Source organism: Acinetobacter sp. YH12140 (assembly GCF_013418475.1).
GTDB lineage: Bacteria > Pseudomonadota > Gammaproteobacteria > Pseudomonadales > Moraxellaceae > Acinetobacter > Acinetobacter amyesii.
The window spans coordinates 36,881-58,474 of the sequence record NZ_VPBZ01000003.1 but is presented as its reverse complement, the minus strand read 5'-3'; the positions used below and the strand labels follow the sequence as shown (position 1 = coordinate 58,474).

The window sequence follows — 21,594 nt, the reverse complement described above, 5'->3', positions numbered from 1 at the left end:
TATAGCCAAGCAATAATAAAACGAGGGCTAATCATGAAACGAGTTATCGCCTGTATCGACTCTTCTCCATGCATTAATGCACTAGCTGATGCTGCTGCTTGGGTTGCTAAACAAACTCACCGCGAGTTGGTTTTACTACAAATACTTGATTACTATCCGGCAAGTTATCACTTAGGTGAAATCAGTGGCGTGATTGGGTTTGAAAGTAATGCCATGCTCTTGAAAGAACTCGCGGAGTTAGAACAAAAACAAAGTGATTTAGCTTTAGATTATAGTAATAATTTGCTCAAACACATTTCTGAAATGATCCAAGATAAGCATGGGATTCAAACCACCCATATTCAGGAAAAGGGTGACTTCTTAGAGCAAAGTTTTAATATTTTGCAAGATGACGATATTGTTTTAATTGGTCGGGTAGGTGAACGTTCAGCAGAGCGCAATAAGCCGCTCGGTAGTAATGTTGAAAACTTTATTCGTGGTGCAAGTTGTACAGTTATGACCGTAGGACCAACGTTTAAACCACCGACTCGCTTTATTTTTGCCTATGAATATTCGCCTAAATGCGTTGAGTTAATGAAGCGTGTGGCACAAAGTGATCTACTCAAACTCTTACAATGTCATTTGGTTTATGTTGGAGATCACCCACAAATCTTGGATGATCCAAAAAATTATTTAACCAATGCCGGTCTCGATGTGGTGACAGAATACCGTTATGGCGATGTTTCGGAAAATATTCTGGACTATCAACAAGAGCATGGCATTCAGTTAATCGTACTTGGCGCTTTTAGCCACAGTAAAATCCATCAGTTCTTCTTGGGCAGTATCACCACCAGTATTTTCAGAAATTCCAGTGTTCCATTGTTGGTTGTAAAATAAGTTGAGCAAACGAACAGTTGATTTAATAGACGGACAATTACGAGTAAATAAATAATAAGTTGTTGTTTTAAAAATAATCAGAGTTATCCTCAAAAATTGTGGATAACTCTGTGTGTAGTATTTGTAAATAATTGTTTTTAAAATAAAATATTATGTTGATTGTTTTTTATACCTTTATTCGAGGTGTTTAAAAAACACCTCGATTGAGATTATTTAACGATTGCAATTGCAAAACCATCATGACCTTTACAACCTACAGTTTGAAGTGCCGTGCAAGATAAAATTTTTGGATGATTTTGCATGGCTTTGAACATATCACGGATACCTTCAATGCTTGGTTTGTGGTTTTCAGCATTTAGAATCTCACCTGCACGAATTACATTGTCTAAAACAATCACTGTACCTGAATGAGATAAATTTAAGCTTAATTCTAAATATTCAGGGTAGCTCTGTTTGTCTGCATCGACAAAAATAAAGTCAAAAGGTTCGGTATCTTCAGGAAGGGCACGTAAAATATCTGCCGCACGACCACATTTCAGTTCTATCGTTTGTGCAAGCTTTGCATTATCAATATTTTCTTGACCGAGGGCAGCATGTGTATCACGACCTTCAATGGTCAGAATGTAACCATCATTAGGTAAGGCACGTGCTAACCACATGGTGCTATAGGCTGCAAAAGTTCCAAGTTCTAAAACGCGTTTACACTTGTTCATTTGGATTAACATTTGAAGCAGCATGCCTTGATTAGCCGCTACAGCAAGATGATCAGGAAAGCCACGTTCATCCGTATGTTGAAGTGTTTGGGTCAATATTGGATCTTCAGGAATTAAATGTGAATCGATGTAAGCATCAATGTCTGTCCACATTTGTTGCATGTTGTCGCACCTCGTGATTGATGCAAGCATTTTAAACCTTTCCACCAACATCGCAATTTATTGTTCTATATTTGAATATTTTATGTACAAAAAAGACCTCCGAAGAGGTCTTGATATGACGATGTAATGTTTTAGTAATTACACATTGAAGAGCGACTTGAGTGATCAGGTCCCCAAGTACGGTAGCCTTGAGTATCAATATGAATTTGTCCGCTGGCATATAAACCTAATCCCATATTGAGACTCTGCCCGTGTTGTGACCAAAATTGGCATAAACGGAACTTGGTATTTTCAATATAACTGTAGTCTTCGGGCTGCGGGTACGCAGGTCCAATACGGAAATCAATCGCCGAGTTATATAGGTGACGAGATGAACTTGCACCACCGGCACATTGGTTCAAAGGCAAATCACGATAAACCGAAGTCACTTCAAAGTCCGTTAAGATATTGGCCGCAACTAAATATTTAAAGACACGTAAGGTTGCAATTTGGTTTTGCCATAATTCACGGTTAGGCACCATATATTCTGAGCGACCACATTTTTGCCAATCACGTGCAGTACGCATCAGCTCAAATGAAGGGATGATATTGCCTACACCATTTTTCTCTAAAAAGACTTCATAGTCTCGAACGCGACGTAAATTATCAACAGACGCGACCCATGAGTTGTATGCATAAGGCACCACTTTAGGCGGGGCTTGTCTGATGGTCGTCACTTTTTCTTGAGGTATGTAAATACGTTTACCGTCGGGAGTTGTAATAGTGTGACCTTGTTTTTGTGGTGTAGTTGTACAACCAATGAAAACAAGAGGGAATATTGCAACGGACAATAATCCCTTGAGTAAATGCTTCATTATAGAAATCAATTATTTATAAACTCGTTCTATTTTAATCCAATTTGATTGAGAAAATTTGAATAATTTGCAATGAAATGTGTGCTTTAAGTATAAAAAAAGATCAGCATGTGCTGATCTTTTCATGAAAGCGTAAAATTACTTTTCAAGATATTGTAATTTATCAGCTTTACCGTTCCACTCTTCACGGTCGGCAGGTTGATCACCAATTTGAGTGATGTTCGGCCATTTTTGAGAAAGTTCAGTATTAAGTTCGATAAATACTTCTTGACCTTCAGGTAACTCATCTTCAGAGAAAATCGCGTTAGCTGGACACTCAGGTTCACATAGCGCACAGTCGATACATTCATCTGGATTAATAACAAGGAAGTTTGGACCTTCATAGAAACAGTCAACAGGGCAAACTTCTACGCAGTCTTGATATTTACATTTAATACAGTTTTCAGTGACAACAAAGGTCATGGCGACAGCTACCTAAAAAATATGGTTCTAATAAACTAATGGTGTATTTTAGGCAAAAAATAGGGTAACTAACAATTCCTTTTATTGATAATTATTATATGCAGTGCTGTTAAAATCACTAAAAACTGAACAATTTATGTAAATTTCACAATGAATGAGAATCATACTCAAAAACTGATTAAATTACATCTGTTTATCGAACAATATTTTTAATGTGCATTTTAAGCATGAAACATTTTAGAACACTAATTTTTTTATCAATTTATTGCTGAGTAGCCGCATAAGTAAATAGCAAACATTCACTAATTTAAGCGTTTCAATGGTGTCAATGCAAAGAACACCTTCATAGGTGTTCTTTGCATATCTCATCTATCGCTTCTGCTCAATTAGATCTTAAGTAAATCTTTCAAGGCGTAAAGTTGTTGTAGTGCTTCACGTGGACTTAAGTTATCGACATCTAAATCTGCTAAGGCATCAAGTACGGGCGATGTTTTTTCAACTTCAACCACGCGTTCGATGACTTCTGGCTCTGCTAGTGCAGAGAATAAATCGGTTTGTACAGCCGTATTGAGTTGCTGCTTTTGCTGAGTTTCTAAAATGCGAAGGCGATTTTGTGCTTCTTTGATCACTGCCGCAGGAATACCTGCAAGCTTTGCCACCTGTAGACCATGACTTTGACTCGCCGGGCCTTGTTGAACTTTATGCAGTAAGATCAGGTTGCCATTTAGCTCACGAGCAGTCACATGATAGTTATCTATATTGGCGTCTTTGCCTAACTCGGTGAGCTCAAAATAATGCGTTGCAAATAGGCATAAACATTTAATGCGACGCGTGAGATCGAGCACACATGCCCACGCCAAAGATAAGCCATCATAGGTACTCGTACCACGTCCGACTTCATCCATCAGTACCAATGATTGATTGGTCGCATGATGTAGAATCTGTGAGGTTTCAGTCATTTCCACCATGAAGGTTGATTTGCCTGTAGACAAGTCGTCGGCAGATCCGATACGGGTAAATATCCGATCGATCGGCCCTAATACGGCAGATTGGGCAGGGACAAAGCTACCACAGTAGGCTAATAAGCTGATTAAGGCAGTTTGGCGCATAAAGGTCGATTTACCGCCCATATTTGGCCCTGTGATAATCGCCATGCGGTGATTAAAGTCCAAACTGGTATCATTTGGAGTAAATGCTGATTTGCTCAGAGATTCCACAACTGGGTGACGACCGGCTTTGATTTTGATCCCAACTTCAGGGCTATATTCAGGACGTGACCAATTTCGTAATCGAGCTTGATGGGCAAAATTAGCCAGTAAATCAATTTGCGCTATAGCGGCGCTCATCATTTGTAAGTTGCCAATATCTGCACGTAACTCATCAAGTAATAGCTCAAAGAGCATTTTTTCGCGCGCTAATGCACGTGACTCACTCGAAAGCACCTTATCTTCAAAGGATTTCAGCTCAGGGGTAATGTAGCGTTCCGCATTTTTTAGGGTTTGGCGGCGAATATAATGATCAGGTGCTTGCTCAGCTTGTGCGCGTGTTAGTTCAATATAGTAGCCACTGACACGGTTATAGCCAATTTTTAAGGTTGCAATGCCGGTTTGTTCACGTTCTTTAATTTCAAGATCAATGAGGAATTGTCCCGCATGGTCACGAATTTTACGTAGTTCATCAAGTTCAGTGTCGAAACCCTCGGCAATCACATTTCCATCACGTAAAAGCACTGGCGGGTTTTCTACGATGGCAGACATGAGACGCTCATGTAAGCCGTGAAAATCACCCATTTCATCATTTAACTGAGCGATCAGCTTAGATTGGTGTGACTGAATGATCGGTTCAAGTGCATGTCGAAGATAGGGAATTTGTGCACAAGTTTGACGTAACTGAACTAGGTCTCGTGGACGAGCACTGCCGAGAGCTACACGAGATAGCACACGTTCAATATCACCAATTTCTTTGAGAACTAAGCGGATCGGAGACTCATGATAGCCTTGCAGCATCGCTTGTGATGCATCTAAACGTGCATCCAATAAAGCGGTATCTCGTAAAGGCTGCATTAAGGTACGACTTAATAGACGGCCACCCATCGCAGTTTGGCAATCATTGATTAGTTGGAACAGGGAAGTACCATGTTCAAATAGGGGATCAATCAGTTCTAAGTTACGACGAGTGACGGGGTCGAGCGCCACAAAATCACTACTTTGTTCGAGTTGAATGCTGCGGATATGTGGTAAAGCAGTTTTTTGAGTCACTTTTGCATAGTGAATCAAAGCCGCTGCGGCAGCTTTCGCCAAAGGTAAATGGTCAATACCAAAACCTGAAAGTGTGGCAACTGCAAATTGGTCACACAGCGTTTTTTGTGCGTTATTTAAATTGAAGTCGACGTTTGGACGTTTAGTGACAGGGCAGTCTAATTGACGTTTAATTTGTTCGACAATATTCGGATCAATAAGATCTTCATCAATCAAAATTTCGCTCGGCATTAAACGTGAAAGTTCGATTGCTAATTGTTCCAGCTGATAGTCCATTTGCTGAACTTTGAAAATACCTGCACTGAGGTCTAGTAAAGCAATCCCGATTTGATTTTGTTGTAAGCAGATCGCGACTAAATTTGAACTTTGATGAGAGGCAATTAGTGCATCATCCGTTAATGTCCCCGGGGTAATGATACGAACAATGCCGCGCTCAACTGGACCTTTACCTGTTACCTCACCAATTTGCTCGCAGATCACCACCGTTTCCCCTTTTTTTACAAGGCGGGCTAAATAGCCTTCAGCTGCATGGTATGGGACACCAGCCATAGGAATTGGTTCACCATTGGCTTTACCACGATGCGTTAATGTAATTCCTAAGAGTTTTGCTGCTTTATGCGCATCTTCAAAAAAGAGCTCATAAAAATCACCCATCCGATAAAACATCAGTGAATGCGGATTTTGCATTTTGACTGACATGTACTGTTGCATCATCGGAGTCAGGGTTGAAAGGTCAACTTTGGAATTATCAGCTTGCATGAAACGAAATACCTTAAAATAAAAATTTGTGCGCCGCTAAACGAAAAACACTGTTTTGATGAAAATTGGATTTAGAAAAAGTCCTTATATTTATATTGTCTCTTCGTTCAAAACCACAGGTGTACGTTAACAAATCGTGTTGCTGATTCTAGCAAAAAAAGTGACAGGAAAATGCCAGAAAAGGTTTGTCTGCATGTAAAAAAAGCAGTCAAAATATTATTTATAAACGCTAAAAAGTCTGTGTGTAAATTCAACAATGGATACATTTACAAAGCGATAGACTGACTCAAACATCAAGCTGCGCTTCAGCCTCAGCTAATCGATATTGGTTTCGACCACTGCCTTTTGCAAGGTAAAGTGCACGATCGGCAGCCAATATAAATTTCTGAATTTTATAAGATTTAGATGGAATGATCGTTTCCGTACCGATGCTAATCTTCACAAATTTAGACATATGGCTGGCTGGATGTGGAAGTTCGAGTGATTAAATTCTGCGTAATAAATCGGCTGCGAAAGGTTCATTTTTCAGCTTCAGTTAACACCCTAAAGAGGAGTAAAAACTCTTCGCTGCCATAGTGTGCAGCTAACTCACCATTTCGATTAGTGATTTGAGACAAAACCTCAGTAATTTGTGTGAGGCAGATGTCACCCGCCTGATGACCTAAATGATCATTTTAATTTTCAAAAAATCGATATCGATCACCATGATGCTTAAAGGCTGTTGATGGCGTAGGGCATAATGCCATAGCTGTTCTAAAGCTCCTTATAACGGACGATGGTTTGCTAGCCCAGTCAGTGGGTCATGTTCTCCCAACCAACAACCATGGCAATATAAAAACGCAGACCAACAAAGGCATAGATAATGACCAAGGCATACTTCATGGCTGCATGTAATAGCGCATCATTGTGATCATTACAAATCACAGTAAATATGATCGCAACAGCGCACATCGAGCTAGACAAGTATAAACATTAAAATAAGGGTTTAATGCGGAAAAAAAGATAAATCCCATGCGATCAGAGTGATAAACACTACCCAAATATACAGAGGAATCTACAAAACTGCGTTATGGAATCACTTGATAAATCCCCGTACATGACAGGGCATACAGGAGAAAAATAATGATTCCGCGAAAACAAAATTTTTTCGCCGCTTCATCGCGGTAGAGCGGTTGATAAATGGATTATAAACTTGACGTAAAATATACTTAATTTTATATAGTTATGATTAGACCCTTAATTTCACAGAAGAAGTGACTTAAAGCCTTAAAATTTCATAATTCGATATGCGCATAAAATAATTAGGAAAAGCGCACAATATTTTATCTGTATTTTACAACAACTTATCTACAATATAAGGTTTATGTAAAGTTCAACGAGTGCCTTTGAGTTTTAAAATGATTAAAAAAAAGCTTATATAGTAACTACCTGAATAATGGCATATTCAAGTAAATGCAGAAATAAAAAAAACCGATCCTGAGATCGGTTTTAAAATATGTAGATCGATTTAAATGCTGTATTGCCTTATGGTTTATAGAGGCCAAGTTCAATCAAATGCAAACGTAATATACGGCGTAGTTCGAGTACAGCTTCAGGGGTTTCTTGAATCGAATGACCCCCTTTAATGATTTTTTCTGAAACAGCACCCTCTAGATGAGCACTAGTGTATGGTACGATATCATCCGTTATAATATTTTTATCTTGACTGTTGGTGTTATTTCCCATAATTGAATGAAACTTCAAACCCTTACGCGGCTGAATATCTTCAGTGAGCGCGATAAATTTTGATTGATGACTTAAGTCACTTGGTCCATTTTGGATCAAGCCATGGTCAATTTCACGAAATAAATCTTTCAGGTCTTCTTCTTGAGTTAACACATCACCCATGGCCGATAAAAAAGCTCCTGGGAGTTTAATAATTTTTCGAGCGGCTTTGGTAAACCAGCGATCTGCATATTCTGTACCGCGATGAGGTGCAGCTAAAAAAATTGCGCGGCTGAAATTTGGAATATCTTCAATCACCATACGTTGCTTCACTACTGGAATATTTCGGTACTGATTTAATTGACGTGAATTCATCATTTTCAAAGCTGCTTGCGTGGTATCGGCTTGGCTGACAAGTAGTCGTGCAATAATGCCGCCCATACTATGACCGACTAGAACAGCATCTTTTTTAGCCGCGGCATTGGCGTCTACTTTGCTAAAGGTCTGAGTCAAAATGGAATAAATTTGGAAGCGGCTTTCAATAATCGGCATATTAGTTGAATAGAAGACTTGCCACACTTGATAATGTTCACGTAGCACTGAATCGCCCATAATATCGTTAGTCAGACGAATCCATGCTTCAGGGCTGCTAGCAAGGCCATGTACCAAGACGATAACTTTCTTGTCAGGATTATATGGTTCAAGCATGTAGAGATGCGGCATCGTCAGTTTTTCATCTCGGTCAATCAGTGATAAATAAGCTGCCTTACCCAAGTTATTTTGTGCTAACCAAAGACCATATGGAGCAGAAAAATTGGCAGCAAGCGCATAGTTTTTATTGGCAATATTGACCTGTTCGTACTTATACGGGTCGTAAGCTTTAATTTGAAACTCATGTTGATTCAAAATTTGATCAACTGTAGTTGCAGCGCTTAGTGGTTCAGCCGTTAAGGTTGCAGCTAAATAGCGCGCTTGATGGATATTAGGATTTGAACCAGACGGATATTTAAAATCAATCGGATTGATAATATATTTGGCTTTGCCTGTTTCAATCGTATGTTCTTCGGGTAAAACCACAAGAAATTCGGAGCCAAAACCATCTCGACGGGTAATTGAACGTAAGCCTGAGAAGTTAAGGTTATAGGTTGACATCAATTGTTCAATTTTACGATTTTTGAGTTCTGGGTAGTGGCTGAAGTCTATGTGATAGGTGGTTTGTCCGACTTTAATCTGTTGGGTGACTTCTTGCGGCTTATAACGTAGTGCATAGCTGCTAACCAATTTGGCAATCCCTTGATTATAGAAATCACGGATTTGAACTTGACGGTTATCAAAAATACGATCAGCAGGCGCACGTTTGGTTTTAAACATGTACGCATAGCTATAGCGAATACTTTTATCGAGAAGTATCAATTGTTGATCTAAGCACTTATTATAAGTGTCTTGTTCAATTTTTTGTTTTTCTTCAGATTTGTGACTACTGAGCACACCTAACTTGCAGGCTGAAGAAGATTCATATTCTATAGCTTTAGCTAAATATAATTCACTTGCTGTAGAAAGTAATTGTTCATCTTGAATCTGAGGAATTTGTTGTAACTCATCAACACAGGCTTTCGGATCTTCTGTGCAGGCTTTGGCTTCCCGACCTGTCATCGACAAGACATTTAAACTGGCTTCGCTAAGTTTATTTCGAGAAATAATACTTTCACGTTCATTGGCAATCGAAACATTGAGTTTTTGATTTTTGACACTGACGACCTGACATCCACTCAGTACGCTTGTACTTATGATTCCAAGGAGCAGTATTTTTTTAATATTTTGCTGCATAAAGAGGCCGCGCATAAGGTTAGGTATCTTCAAATCATACGATAATTGTCAGGATTTTCAATTCACCTTAAATGAAAAAAGACCGTTAAAACGGTCTTTTTTCAAAAGAATTTTCTAAATCGTCTGATTTAAGACGCAGCTTTAGGTGGATTTAAAACTTGCCAAACATTCCAGCGACCTTGCTTTTCAATTTCTTGAATTAAACGATCAGCAACTTCTGCTTCTTGTGGATATTTAACTTTATAGTTCTTTAAAACCTGAATGGCGTTCTTTTTTTGTTCCATGGCAATATAGTTATTTGCTGCAGAAAGATACGCTTCTTGAACACCGGCTTTCATTGCTTTGTCTAAGTATGGAATCGCTTCACGTTGACCACCACCTTCAGATAAACCAAAACCGAACCAGAAGTTTGCTTCTGCATCATCTTGGTTGATTTTTAAAATACGTTGTGCGTAAGTTAATGATTTAGTTGTGTACACAGAACCCAAATCAAGGTTACGTGCCATCACACTGGCTTTAAATGCACGAACTAAAATATCAAAAGAAGCGTTGTCTTTAGACGCAAGCGTATCTAATTTTTGCGTAACTTCCTTGAGTTTAAGCTCAAACCCTTTGCGTTCTTGGCGTTGAACAAAACGTGGTGGATAGTGACGTGCTTTACCTTCAACAAGCTGTAAGAAATCATCAATTTCAGTAATGTCGATTTCATTGTCACTTGCTAAAGCAGCAAATTTCATCGAACGTTCTTTGCTGTCAACAGTGGGGATAATCAGGCGGTTTTCTTCAAGGGTTAATTGCTTAGATGGGTCGGTTGGGCTAGTTACCACCATCTTAGTCACAGGCTGTGCTGCAGCTTTTTGTAAATTTAATTCAAAAGGAGGTGGTGCATCGTAGTTAAATGGGTTGAGTGCGTAGAAAGGTGGAGTCAGTTCAGGCTCTACAAAAATCATGGCATCTTTAAGAGCATTATTTTTAGTTGGGGCGCTTCCACAAGCGGCAAGGGTTAAAGCAATACAAGCAACTGCCAAGGGCTTAAGCGTCATATTATTCATCCATTAAATTTATTTTATACAAAAAAACATGTTGGTCAGTCTAAAAAAACTCTGAACAACATGCAAGTTAAAGGCAACTTATTCTGATTGCTTTTGGTTAAGCCTTAGATTGACTACTTTGAGCTTCGCATTCGCGGCGCACATCTTCAATGATTTTAAGTTCTTCCTGACTAAAAGGTTGTTCATTAAGCTGTTGCTTTTTGAACGTTGGGTCAAGGAGAGACAAACGCTGACACAAATTATTCATACGTTTTTCATTGTGCTGAATACGATCTAACAATACACGCATACCTTCTAATATCGGGTCAGTTTGGTCTTGGGTTGCAGCATAAGGCTGGAAACCAATACTTTCTGCATAGTCGCGACGACGTGTTTCCGCTTCATCTTTTGGTTTATCTTTGGTGATAAAGCGTGCTGGATTGCCCACAGCAGTAGTATTTGCAGGAACTTCTTTAGTCACGACGGCATTTGAACCGACTTTGGCATTTTTACCCACCGTAAATGGGCCCAAGATCTTTGCACCAGCGCCAACCACTACACCATCTTCCAAAGTTGGGTGACGTTTGCCTTTGTTCCAAGTCGTGCCACCTAAGGTCACACCATGGTAGAGGGTGACATCATCACCAATTTCAGCTGTTTCACCAATCACCACACCCATACCGTGGTCAATAAAGAAACGACGACCGATTTTCGCACCCGGATGAATCTCAATGCCTGTGGCAAAGCGGCTAAAAGAAGACAATAGACGAGCTGAGCCTTTACACTCTTTTTTCCAAAGTTCATGTGCCATACGATGCATGATTAAGGCATGAATTCCTGGATAAGTCGTTAAGACTTCGAGCGTATTTCGTGCAGCAGGATCGCGCGCGAATACAGCCTGTATATCTTCTTTGAGCTGCTTAAGCATTAGATTGATCCTCATTGTCTGTAGATTTTTTCCATGTTCCGTTATTTAAAGCCTGTACTCGGCTAAAGATGCCACGTAATAAGTGGTATTCCATACGATCTAATTGTATACGTCCAAATAGGCGACGCAAGCGTAAAGGTAATAATCTTGGATTTTTTGGATCCATAAATTCAATCTCTGCCAGCATTTTTTCAATATGCGGGTAGAACTGTTCCATCATTTCATGGGTTACCAAAGGTTCATCCCATTCCATATCGATGTCATCAGTAACATGCATCTTGGCATCAGGATTTGCCGTTAACTCAGTATGTGCAAGGGCGGCCATGCGCATTTCATAGCAAATGACTTGAATCGCTTGGGCAACGTTTAAGACGCCATATTCAGTATTCACTGGAATAGTGACATGGTAGTTGGCCATTGCCAATTCTTCATTGGTCAAACCACGGTCTTCACGGCCAAATACTACGGCAATTTCTTGTTGTTGTTCGCAGACCGCTTTGAGAGACATTTCGGCAGCAGGGCGAGCGTCAAGTAATGGCCATGGGATGGTACGACTACGCGCACTGGTACCAAAGACAATATGACAATCTTTAATGGCATCTTCTAATGATTCAACGATTTCAATTTGATCAATTAAATCGACAGCACCGGCAGCCAAAGCATTAATGTCAGGATGCGGGTAAGTCTTCGGTGCAACTAAGACCAACTTTGAAAGTCCCATGGTTTTCATGGCACGTAATGCACTACCAATATTTGCGGGTAATGTTGTATTCACCATGACAATACGCACATGAGAGAGATGTGCTGAAACCGCAGCATTGTCAGTTTGATTCATGATATTTCCAATATGTTTATTTAAAAAAGCAGTTCAAACAGCGTTTAAACTTTAAGAAAATTGATTGGCTTCTGCTTGGTATAAATCCATGGCATCATCCATGCTCATCCCATCTGGCGGTGGCGGAACCTGCGCAGGAATAGAGGCTTGTTCATAACTTACCGCTTTGGCAGCTTTGGATTTGACATGATATTCGACATGCAAAGATTCTTTGCCGAAGTAGTCACGCAGCTTAGACAGTAATTCATCTAGTGGGGCAACTTTCCAGTTTAACCCCAAATGAATGTCGGCCGTCGCATATGGATAGTCTATATATAACTGCACAGGGATATGCGTACACATATCGACATTGCAAAAAGGCAGTAAAATATTTTGGATGTCGCGTGATAGCGTTTTACTAAAATGTTCAGGTGTTAATTTAATTTGAATGGCATTGGCACGTTTTTGACGGATTTCATTCAAACTGAAGGCTTTAGTTAAGCGACCCATTGGCCGATCAAAACCTTCACGTTCGTAAATTTCACCTTCAATGACCACCACTTTTTCGTTTTGAATCACATCTTTGAAGCGGTTAAAACGTTCGTGATTCGCAGACACTTCTATACGTGCAGTACCATCATCGAGCGTCACCATCATGCGGTTCGGGAAGTTGGCAATATCGACGACGAGGCCTGCAAATACTGTAGTGACACCACGTCGTGTGGGCGTAAGCTCATTAATGCGCTGTGAAATAAAGGCTTTTAGCTCTGATCGATACACATCGATCGGATGACCTGTTAGATAAAGCCCAAGAGTATCTTTTTCACCTTTAAGACGAACTTCATCAGACCACGGTTTAACAGGTTTAGAAGGTTTACGCTGAACTTCTTCAACTTCACCAAATAAATCCATCATCCCTGTTTCGCGGTTTGTACGGGCTTGGTCAGCCGCTTGTACAGCTTCTGGCAATTGCGCCATCAAGTCAGCGCGTTCTAATCCTAAACAATCCAATGCGCCACCACGAATCAATGCTTCAAGCGTGCGCTTATTGATTTTTTTTAGGTCAATACGATGACAGAAGTCAAACAGATCTTTATATGGGCCATCTTGGATACGTGAGTCAATCACAGACTGCATGGCAGCTTCACCGACACCCTTGATCGCACCTAAACCATAGACGATGGTTTTTGGATCGCTGGCATGGAAATTATATAAAGACATATTGACCGAAGGTGGTAAGACTTCAAGACCATTAATACGACAGTCATCGATCAAGAACACCACGTTGTCCGTGTTCTGCATTTCCGAGGTCATCACTGCTGACATAAATTCAGCTGGGAAATGTGCTTTTAACCAAGCGGTTTGATATGCAACAAGAGCATAGGCTGCGGCATGGGATTTGTTAAAACCATAGCCTGCGAATTTTTCCATATAATCGAAGATATGGTTGGCCGTATCTGCATCAATACCTTTGGTTGCAGCACCTTCAGTAAAGATCTGACGGTGCTTAATCATTTCTTCGACTTTCTTTTTACCCATGGCACGACGAAGTAAATCCGCGCCACCCAAGCTATAGCCAGCACAGAACTGCGCTGCCTGCATTACCTGTTCCTGATACACCATAATGCCGTATGTCGGTTCAAGGACACTTTCTAGTAATGGATGTAAGTATTCAAACTCGCCACCATGCATACGGTAAATAAAGTCAGGAATCAGATCCATCGGGCCTGGACGGTATAAAGACACGAAAGCAATAATTTCTTCGAACTTACTTGGACGTGCCTCTTTCAGCATTTTTTTCATGCCGACGGATTCAAACTGGAAGACTGCTGTGGTGTTTGCTTCTGCGAACACAGCATAGGCAGGTTTGTCATCCAAAGGAATCAAGGAAATATCGACAGGTGTAGTGATATCTGGACGGGCATTAATGTGCTTAATGGCATCTTCGATTACCGTTAAGTTACGTAAGCCCAAGAAGTCGAATTTAACTAGACCTGCAGCTTCCACATCGTCTTTATCGAATTGGGCTACACGGTTAGTTCCATCTGCATCACATAGGACAGCCGAATAGTCAGTTAACTTAGTTGGTGCAATAACCACACCACCGGCATGTTTACCTGTATTACGGGTAATGCCTTCAAGTTTGAGTGCCATTTCCCAAATTTCGGCTGCATCGTCGTTATCTGGGTTAGATGGATTGGTGACAATGTCTTTGAGCTGTGGTTCGGCCTCAATGGATTCTTCCAAACTTAAACCTAAAGGCTTGGTCGGAATCATTTTAGAAATACGATCAGCCAAACCATAAGATTTACCCAAGACACGGGCTACGTCACGAATTGCACCTTTTGCCGCCATGGTACCGAAAGTTGCAATCTGAGAGACCGCATCTCGACCATAAGTGCGTGCAACATAGTCAATAACACGGTCACGACCTGCAATACAGAAATCGACGTCAAAGTCGGGCATTGATACACGTTCAGGGTTTAAGAAACGTTCGAACAGTAGGTCATAACGTAGTGGGTCTAGGTCAGTAATTTTTAAACTATAGGCAACCAAGGAACCTGCACCCGAACCACGGCCTGGACCAACAGGGACGCCATTACCTTTAGACCATTGAATAAAGTCCATGACAATTAGGAAATAACCTGGGAATTGCATGGTCAGGATGATCCCAACTTCATAAGCCAAACGTTCATCATAAGGCTTACGAATTTCTGGCCAGTCGTCACCACGTTGTTCGACAGGGTACAAATGCGCTAAACGTTCTTCTAAACCTTCTTTCGATAAATGTTCAAAATAGGTGTCAATTGTATGACCTTCAGGAATTGGATAATCGGGAAGGTCATGGAAGCCTAAACGTAATGACACATTACACCGTCGCGCAATGTGATAGGTATTTTCTATAGCTGTTGGAATGTCTGCAAACAGCTCCGTCATTTCCTCGGCAGTTTTAAAATACTGTTCAGGACTGTAATTTTTAGGGCGACGATTGTCACCGAGGACATAGCCATCGGCAATACAAACGCGTGCTTCATGTGCCTCGAAATCTTCTTTACTTATAAAATGCACATCGTTATGAGCAACCACACCAATGTTAAATTTCTTCGCAAGTTTTACTGCTTCGTGAATAAAGTCTTCTTCACCTGAGCGCTCAGTTCGTGTAATCGCTAAATAAACACGATTGCCAAATTTTTCGACCCATTCAGCTAACAGTGGTTCAGCTTTTTGCGGGTTGGAAGAGCAAAGCATTTTGCCGACATCACTTTGCATACCCAGTAAAACAATCAAGTCTTGATGTTGATTTAAAATCCAATCTTTTTTTACGCAAGGAATATCAAGCTGTTGACCTGAAATATAACCTTCAGAAACCAACTCTGTTAGACTGCGCCAACCTTTATTGGTCATCGCTAGAAGAGTAGCTTTGTGTTCAGCATCATTCAAACGAATGGTTGAACCAAATATGGGTTTAATGCCTTTATCTAAGCACTTTTTATAGAATTTTACAGCAGCATGTAGATTTGAAAGGTCAGTAATGGCCAGAGCGGGCATTTCATCTGCAGCTGCAGCTTTTACAAGATCAGGTATACGTACAATAGATTCAGTAATGGAAAATTCTGTAAAAATACCAAGATGTACAAAGTGCATAGATGAGTCCCTGCGAAAACAGCTGCTGATTTTAGCATGCTCTGAGATCAAACTTGCGTTTATTGCATGGCTTTATGCAGATTTATAAATTCACTGTTTAATCAATAAACGCTGTATGATAATCACGGTTTAGCAAGCAATACCTTGATTAACTGAAAAAGCTATTAATTTGCTATTTTTAAAGTTGAAGGCTAGATTGCCAATATAGGGTAAATCATAGTTATGCGGCTCTTTCAGCACGCATTTGGCATGAGTCGGTGAGAGAAAAATCACAAATGCAACTTCATTTGGATTGGCTAATTTTGCACTTTTGGTAAAGTCTTTTACAAATTGTTGATAGTCATATTGGCTTATCAGATGTTTTGATCCAATTTGAATTTTATCGCGTATTTGAGTGGATTTATCCCATTCCATCCAAACAACCCCTTTGGTTTGTCCAAGTTGGGCGAAGCTGTTTTTATTTTTATAGAATGAATCATTTTTAACTTAAGGATTGTCCTCAGCATAAATTTCAAATTTTAGAAATTTACCTTTTGATGTGACATGAAATTCAGTATTGCCGGTACATTCTGAATATTCATATTTAAGCTTTACTGGATTTTTGCTGATTAATGCATTTGCTTTTGATGCAGGCAAGGGTAAGGCTAAGTCAACATCATTTACCTTAATATTAGTTACATAGTCATAATCAGCAATGGATGCAGATGCTGCTGAAGTGATCAATATTGCTGTTGTGAAAAAAATTTAAGCGGAAAATTTTTGCTGTCAGTATTGTTTGCATGGAGAATATAAAATTCTATTCTTTTGATAGTTTGTACTCATTCAAGTTTTTGTAAACGTAATATTGAAGGTCATATTTTAAATTTTATGGTGTTGCTAATTTGCCGTCAAAATAATTTAAAATTAAAGACATTTTGGTTTAATTTCAGCTTTAAAAAAAACAAATCTTAAACATTAAAAAGCCCTCCGAAGAGAGCTTAAAGATATAAATTGCGCAGGCTTAGCGTAATTTTGATAACCAATCACCTAGGCTTTGTACGATTTGAACCAAGATCAATAAGACAATCACGGTCATGATGACCACGCTACTATCAAAACGTTGATAACCATAAGAAATAGCAAGGTCACCGATACCGCCTGCACCTACTGCACCCGCCATGGCTGTTGCGCCAATTAAGCTAATGGTTGCAGTCGTTAAGTTTAAAATCAAAGAGCTACGTGACTCTGGTAGCACAAATTTAGTAATGATTTGCAGCGGAGATGCGCCCATCGCTTGAGCAGACTCAATGATGCCGTCATTCACTTCAAGCAACGAAGTTTCAATCAGACGACCAATGTAAGGACCAACATAGATTGTGAGAGGAACAATTGCAGCCCAAGTACCAATTGAAGTACCCACAATGACTTTGGTCAAAGGGATGACCGCAATCAAGAGGATAATAAATGGCAATGAACGCAGCGCATTCACAATCGGGTTCAAACCATGGTAGATGACACGATTAGGCAAAATGCCTTGTGGACGTGAGACATATAAAATCACGGCCTGGATAAAACCCCAAATACAGCCAAAGAGCATGGCAAAGAACACCATGTGAAAAGTTTCTTGTAGGGCAGTGACGAACTGATCCATAGACAAAGAACTTTTCCAAAAGGGTGCTGTAATTTGAGTCAGCCATTGAACAATTAAATCTCTCATTGCTGAACTCCTGCTTGAGTGACTTCAACGCCATGTTGTTCTAAGAACGCCACCGCTTGTTGAATCAATGCTGCATCACCTAATAGCTGAACGAACATTTGTCCAATCACCGCACCATTAATTTCAGTCATATTGGCAAACAAAATATTCAGGCTAATATCAAACTGTTTAATTACCGCTTGAATGACGGTTTCCTGTGCCGAACTGCCCAGAAATTTTAAACAATAAATACTGTTATGGTTTTGATTTTCTAGATTATTTAAAATATTAACAGGAAGCTGTTGCTGCAATACAGTTTGAATAAAGTTTTTGGTTGTATTGTGTTTTGGCTGACTAAAAATCTCTAAGGTTGAGCCGTGTTCGATGATTTTCCCTTGTTCCATCACCGCAACATAATCACAAACAGATTCAATCACATCCATTTCATGGGTGACCATCACAATAGTAATGCCTTGTTCTTGATTGATTTTCTTTAATAACGCCAATACCGATTTGGTAGTTTGCGGATCGAGAGCTGATGTTGCTTCATCACACAATAAAATTTTAGGATGATTGGCAAGCGCACGGGCAATCCCGACACGTTGTTTTTGACCACCAGAGAGCTCATCCGGATAGGCATTTTTCTTATGTTTCAAATCAATAAATTCGAGCAACTCTTCTAAACGTTTATGGCGTTCAGCTTTAGAAACACCTAAAAGTTTAAGCGGCATTTCAATATTTTCTGCAACTGTTTTGGTTTGCAGTAAATTGAAGTGCTGGAAGATCATGCCAATATTGGTTCTTTCTTGACGTAGCTCTGCCGAATTTAAAGCAGTAAAGTCTTTATCATGAATAATAATTTGCCCTTCACTAGGGCGTTCTAGCAAATTAATTAAACGGATTAAGGTACTTTTGCCTGCACCACTGTAGCCAATTAGACCGAAAATACAGCCATCTGGAATGCCCAGATTAATCTGATCCAGTGCTGTAACGGTTTGGCCTTTAAGCTCAAAATGCTTGGAGATATTTTTAAATTGGATCATAGCGTCAAAAAAGGTTCAGAAATGAAAAAACAGGCAAAGTAAACTTTGCCTGTTTATTTGAAGAAATTATATTACTATTTTGCTTCAGTGAGGTAGCTAGTTGGTTTGTTTACATCAATTTTAGTACCACCAAAATGTTCATCGATGTAAGCTTTAACTGCTGGAGTGTGATAAAGCGCGCCTACTTTTTGTAGAACTGGGTCATTTTGACGGTCAGCAGCAACAGCAAGAATGTTCACGTTCATTTTTGTACTTTGGTCGATTGGCTCATAGTAAACCGCATCTTTCAGTACGTTTAAACCACCTTCCATCGCAAGGGTATTACCCAAAACAATCGCATCAACTTCGTCTTTAACACGGACAGCAGTCGCCATTTGAATTGGTTTGATTACGATTTTCTTCGCATTTTCAGTTATGTCAGCAGGTGTGCCTTTTACATCGTCAAAATCAGCTTTAAGTTTGATTAAGCCAGCAGATTGAAGTAGCAACAATGCACGTGATTCGTTTGCGCCATCATTTGGAATCGCAATTGTTGCACCTGTTTTGAACTCTTCAAGTTTTTTGACTTTGCTTGAATAGATACCCATTGGCTCTAAATAAGTAGTCGAAAGCGGTGCGATTTTATCTTTATTGTTGTCATTAAACGCAACCATATAGGCATATGACTGGAATGCATTAACATCAATTTCTTTGTTCGCTACAGCAGTGTTCATAGACACATAGTCAGTAAAGTTTTTCACTTCAAGTTTAATGCCAGCTTCTTTGGTTTCAGGAAGCGTAGCAATATAGCGCCAAATATCAGCATCTGAACCAGTCGAAGCCATGGTAACAGTTTGCACTTCTGCAGTGTCTTTTTGTTGTGCGGCGTCAGTTGCAGGAGCTTCTTGTTTACCACAGCCTGAAAGGCCTACAGATAAACCGAGAACTAATCCTAGGAGCTTTTTCATATATTCACCCGAGTAAATTTATAAAATTAATAAATTCACAAATCATATTATGGAGAGATTTACTTAAGTCTTTTATCAGACAGGCTGATAGATGCTTAATAATTTAAAATGCTACACAGACTTATACAATTAGATCTGAGTCTATTTCCAAATGGGAAAAGATAGCCATTGCAAGCTGCTGTAAACAAAAGATTTAATAAAGCAAATCTCTATATTTCGCTAGGCATCATATCAATTTTTTATTATTCAATATAGTGATTTAAAAAGTTATGCTTAGCACCAAAAATGTATATGGAATATGTTTAATTAAATAATTTAATAAGTAAAAACAATATATTATTTATAATTAAACTATTTAAGTACATCATTTGTATAAGTTTAGGTCTATATAACAAATTTTAAAATATATTGCTGAAAAAATGATAAAAATGAAATAAGTCTTGTCATACACAAAATTTGTAACATTCATATGTGAAAATAACGAAGTGCTTCAATCTAATCTACATCGAAATCTTTATTGACATATTTGAAGTTCAACTCTGATTCATGGTTTTTCAAAATCTTAGATCTAAATCTGAGGAAGATTGAATCCGCTACAGCGTTTAAGATAAACTGCTTAATAATTGATCATAATAAATTGCTATGTGCGGCACGCTATGTTAAATCAGTTTGATTTCGTCTCATTTGTAAAAAAGCCTACGGTTCATTATGGCGGCAGATCGGTGAGCCATGTTTTAAAAATGGAAGATGGTAGCCAAAAAACCATTGGTGTATTTTTGTCATCAGAATAACCTATAACGTTTGAGCTGCATGTGAAAGAACGTGTTGAAATCACATCGGGGCAGTGTGTTGTGCAAATTGGGGAGCAGGGAGAGTTTGTAGAATATATGTCTGGCGAAAGCTTTATTGTTCCTCAAGATTCAATTTTAAAAGTGCAATATACCGATGTTGTCGATTATGTATGCCATTTTGATTAAGCATGCTTAGACAGGTTTGCAGTTGCTTCAGCTTACACCTCAAGATGTTTTAATTGCCAGTGATCGATATTGATATTTTTTCTTAACCCCGCACTTAGCGGGGTTTTTTATATGATTTAATGGATAATTTAGTTTTCGTATACGAATTCCTGCGGTAACAAAAATTAAAGTATTTAACATCACTATAACCACTGTATGGCAGAGTTAATGTGCTTTGGTTTTGCTGTGAATAAATATTCAATTAGCAAAATGGAATGTGCAAATAATCACTACGTTGTATTTCATACAGCACGTGTTTATTTAAGGGATGCTCTAGGGGTACAAGTGGATGATTGAACTCGCGGACTTTTTGCATACTAATTTTTTGCATAACATGTTCGGATGGTTTATTTAGACACGTTGTAAATGAAATGACTTTCTCAAGTCTTAGATTTCGAAAAGCATGTTTGAGAACTGCTTTCGCACCTTCGGTGGCATAGCCTTGATGCCAATATTGCGGTAGTAGTCGCCAGCCGATTTCAGGTGCATCGGCTATTTCAAACTCAGGTGGGTGTACGTGTAAGCCGATAAAGCCAATAAATTCGCCAGTGGCTTTAAGCTCGACGGCATATAAACCCCAACCACGTGTTTCTATTGCATCGCGTAGGCGTTGCATAAATGCAGTGGCTTCGGACGCATCAAGTTTGTTAGGGAAATAGCGCATGACGTCGTCGTCTGCACACATTTGGATGAATGGAGCAGTATCGGAGTCTTGCCATTGGCGGAGGATAAGGCGAGGGGTTTGGATAAAAATATGCATATTAAATATTAATTTGTATGGGTGTTTTCTTACTGAGACTAATGTAAATAATTTATAGTGTACATGATGATGGAATTGATATAAGTGAATAGTATTTGGGGGAGATGTAATTTGATTTGA

The 21,594-nt window shown here is 39.3% G+C and carries 17 protein-coding genes and 3 pseudogenes; 2 read left to right on the top strand and 18 right to left on the bottom strand.

Annotated elements, in window-relative coordinates:
- The first annotated feature begins 33 nt into the window (after positions 1 to 33).
- Positions 34 to 876 carry a universal stress protein gene (locus FTU75_RS03925; RefSeq protein ID WP_078193559.1) on the top strand — a complete coding sequence of 281 codons (843 nt, stop codon included), beginning with the start codon at positions 34 to 36 and terminating at the stop codon, positions 874 to 876.
- Between the two features lie 209 nt (positions 877 to 1,085).
- Here the strand turns inward: FTU75_RS03925 and FTU75_RS03920 are convergent, their stop codons facing one another.
- The 17 genes and pseudogenes from FTU75_RS03920 to FTU75_RS03855 form a co-directional block, all read right to left on the bottom strand.
- Entirely contained in the window at positions 1,086 to 1,751 is a 666-nt protein-coding gene (locus FTU75_RS03920; protein WP_180059073.1) for an O-methyltransferase, read from the bottom strand.
- A 131-nt stretch (positions 1,752 to 1,882) separates the two neighbouring features.
- The gene (locus tag FTU75_RS03915; protein ID WP_078188751.1) at positions 1,883 to 2,605 is read right to left on the bottom strand and encodes a D-Ala-D-Ala carboxypeptidase family metallohydrolase; all 723 of its coding nucleotides are present in this window, start codon (positions 2,603 to 2,605) and stop codon (positions 1,883 to 1,885) included.
- Between the two features lie 138 nt (positions 2,606 to 2,743).
- Positions 2,744 to 3,067 carry a ferredoxin FdxA gene (fdxA, locus tag FTU75_RS03910; protein ID WP_004651686.1) on the bottom strand — a complete coding sequence of 108 codons (324 nt, stop codon included), beginning with the start codon at positions 3,065 to 3,067 and terminating at the stop codon, positions 2,744 to 2,746.
- 386 nt (positions 3,068 to 3,453) lie between these two features.
- On the bottom strand, positions 3,454 to 6,084 hold the full coding sequence (gene mutS, locus FTU75_RS03905) for a DNA mismatch repair protein MutS (protein WP_180084289.1): 2,631 nt from the start codon (positions 6,082 to 6,084) through the stop codon (positions 3,454 to 3,456).
- Between the two features lie 286 nt (positions 6,085 to 6,370).
- Positions 6,371 to 6,553: pseudogene (locus FTU75_RS18370) on the bottom strand (diguanylate cyclase domain-containing protein); the annotation flags it as partial.
- A gap of 49 nt (positions 6,554 to 6,602) precedes the next feature.
- A pseudogene (locus tag FTU75_RS18365) lies at positions 6,603 to 6,746 on the bottom strand (diguanylate cyclase domain-containing protein); the annotation flags it as partial.
- 130 nt (positions 6,747 to 6,876) lie between these two features.
- The gene (locus FTU75_RS18360) at positions 6,877 to 7,047 is read right to left on the bottom strand and encodes a hypothetical protein (RefSeq protein WP_227591803.1); all 171 of its coding nucleotides are present in this window, start codon (positions 7,045 to 7,047) and stop codon (positions 6,877 to 6,879) included.
- A 561-nt stretch (positions 7,048 to 7,608) separates the two neighbouring features.
- Positions 7,609 to 9,615 (bottom strand): triacylglycerol lipase, encoded by a 2,007-nt coding sequence (locus tag FTU75_RS03895; RefSeq protein WP_180106716.1) that lies wholly within the window; start codon positions 9,613 to 9,615, stop codon positions 7,609 to 7,611.
- Positions 9,616 to 9,743: 128 nt separating this feature from the next.
- Positions 9,744 to 10,658 (bottom strand): ABUW_2363 family tetratricopeptide repeat lipoprotein, encoded by a 915-nt coding sequence (locus FTU75_RS03890; RefSeq protein ID WP_180115192.1) that lies wholly within the window; start codon positions 10,656 to 10,658, stop codon positions 9,744 to 9,746.
- A 106-nt stretch (positions 10,659 to 10,764) separates the two neighbouring features.
- On the bottom strand, positions 10,765 to 11,574 hold the full coding sequence (cysE, locus tag FTU75_RS03885; protein ID WP_180023822.1) for a serine O-acetyltransferase: 810 nt from the start codon (positions 11,572 to 11,574) through the stop codon (positions 10,765 to 10,767).
- On the bottom strand, positions 11,567 to 12,409 hold the full coding sequence (locus FTU75_RS03880) for an RNA methyltransferase (protein WP_180106543.1): 843 nt from the start codon (positions 12,407 to 12,409) through the stop codon (positions 11,567 to 11,569). Before FTU75_RS03880 ends, cysE begins: the two co-directional genes overlap by 8 nt.
- Before the next feature lie 51 nt (positions 12,410 to 12,460).
- Positions 12,461 to 16,033 carry a DNA polymerase III subunit alpha gene (gene dnaE / locus FTU75_RS03875; protein ID WP_180106541.1) on the bottom strand — a complete coding sequence of 1,191 codons (3,573 nt, stop codon included), beginning with the start codon at positions 16,031 to 16,033 and terminating at the stop codon, positions 12,461 to 12,463.
- Positions 16,034 to 16,162: 129 nt separating this feature from the next.
- A complete protein-coding gene (locus FTU75_RS18355; protein ID WP_227591802.1) occupies positions 16,163 to 16,447 on the bottom strand; it encodes a hypothetical protein in 285 nt (94 codons plus the stop codon).
- A gap of 72 nt (positions 16,448 to 16,519) precedes the next feature.
- Positions 16,520 to 16,756, bottom strand: a complete 237-nt coding sequence (locus tag FTU75_RS18350) for a hypothetical protein (protein WP_227591801.1) — start codon at positions 16,754 to 16,756, stop codon at positions 16,520 to 16,522.
- Between the two features lie 277 nt (positions 16,757 to 17,033).
- Positions 17,034 to 17,729 carry a methionine ABC transporter permease gene (locus FTU75_RS03865; protein ID WP_078188742.1) on the bottom strand — a complete coding sequence of 232 codons (696 nt, stop codon included), beginning with the start codon at positions 17,727 to 17,729 and terminating at the stop codon, positions 17,034 to 17,036.
- A complete protein-coding gene (locus FTU75_RS03860) occupies positions 17,726 to 18,751 on the bottom strand; it encodes a methionine ABC transporter ATP-binding protein (RefSeq protein ID WP_180115191.1) in 1,026 nt (341 codons plus the stop codon). The genes FTU75_RS03865 and FTU75_RS03860 overlap by 4 nt, the downstream gene beginning before the upstream one ends.
- Before the next feature lie 74 nt (positions 18,752 to 18,825).
- Positions 18,826 to 19,698, bottom strand: a complete 873-nt coding sequence (locus tag FTU75_RS03855) for a MetQ/NlpA family ABC transporter substrate-binding protein (RefSeq protein ID WP_180023817.1) — start codon at positions 19,696 to 19,698, stop codon at positions 18,826 to 18,828.
- A gap of 656 nt (positions 19,699 to 20,354) precedes the next feature.
- Between FTU75_RS03855 and FTU75_RS03850 the strand changes: the two are divergent.
- Positions 20,355 to 20,675, top strand: a pseudogene (locus tag FTU75_RS03850) (pyrimidine/purine nucleoside phosphorylase).
- Positions 20,676 to 20,916: 241 nt separating this feature from the next.
- Here FTU75_RS03850 and FTU75_RS03845 read toward each other — a convergent pair.
- Positions 20,917 to 21,474, bottom strand: a complete 558-nt coding sequence (locus FTU75_RS03845) for a GNAT family N-acetyltransferase (RefSeq protein ID WP_180115190.1) — start codon at positions 21,472 to 21,474, stop codon at positions 20,917 to 20,919.
- Positions 21,475 to 21,594: the final 120 nt, after the last annotated feature.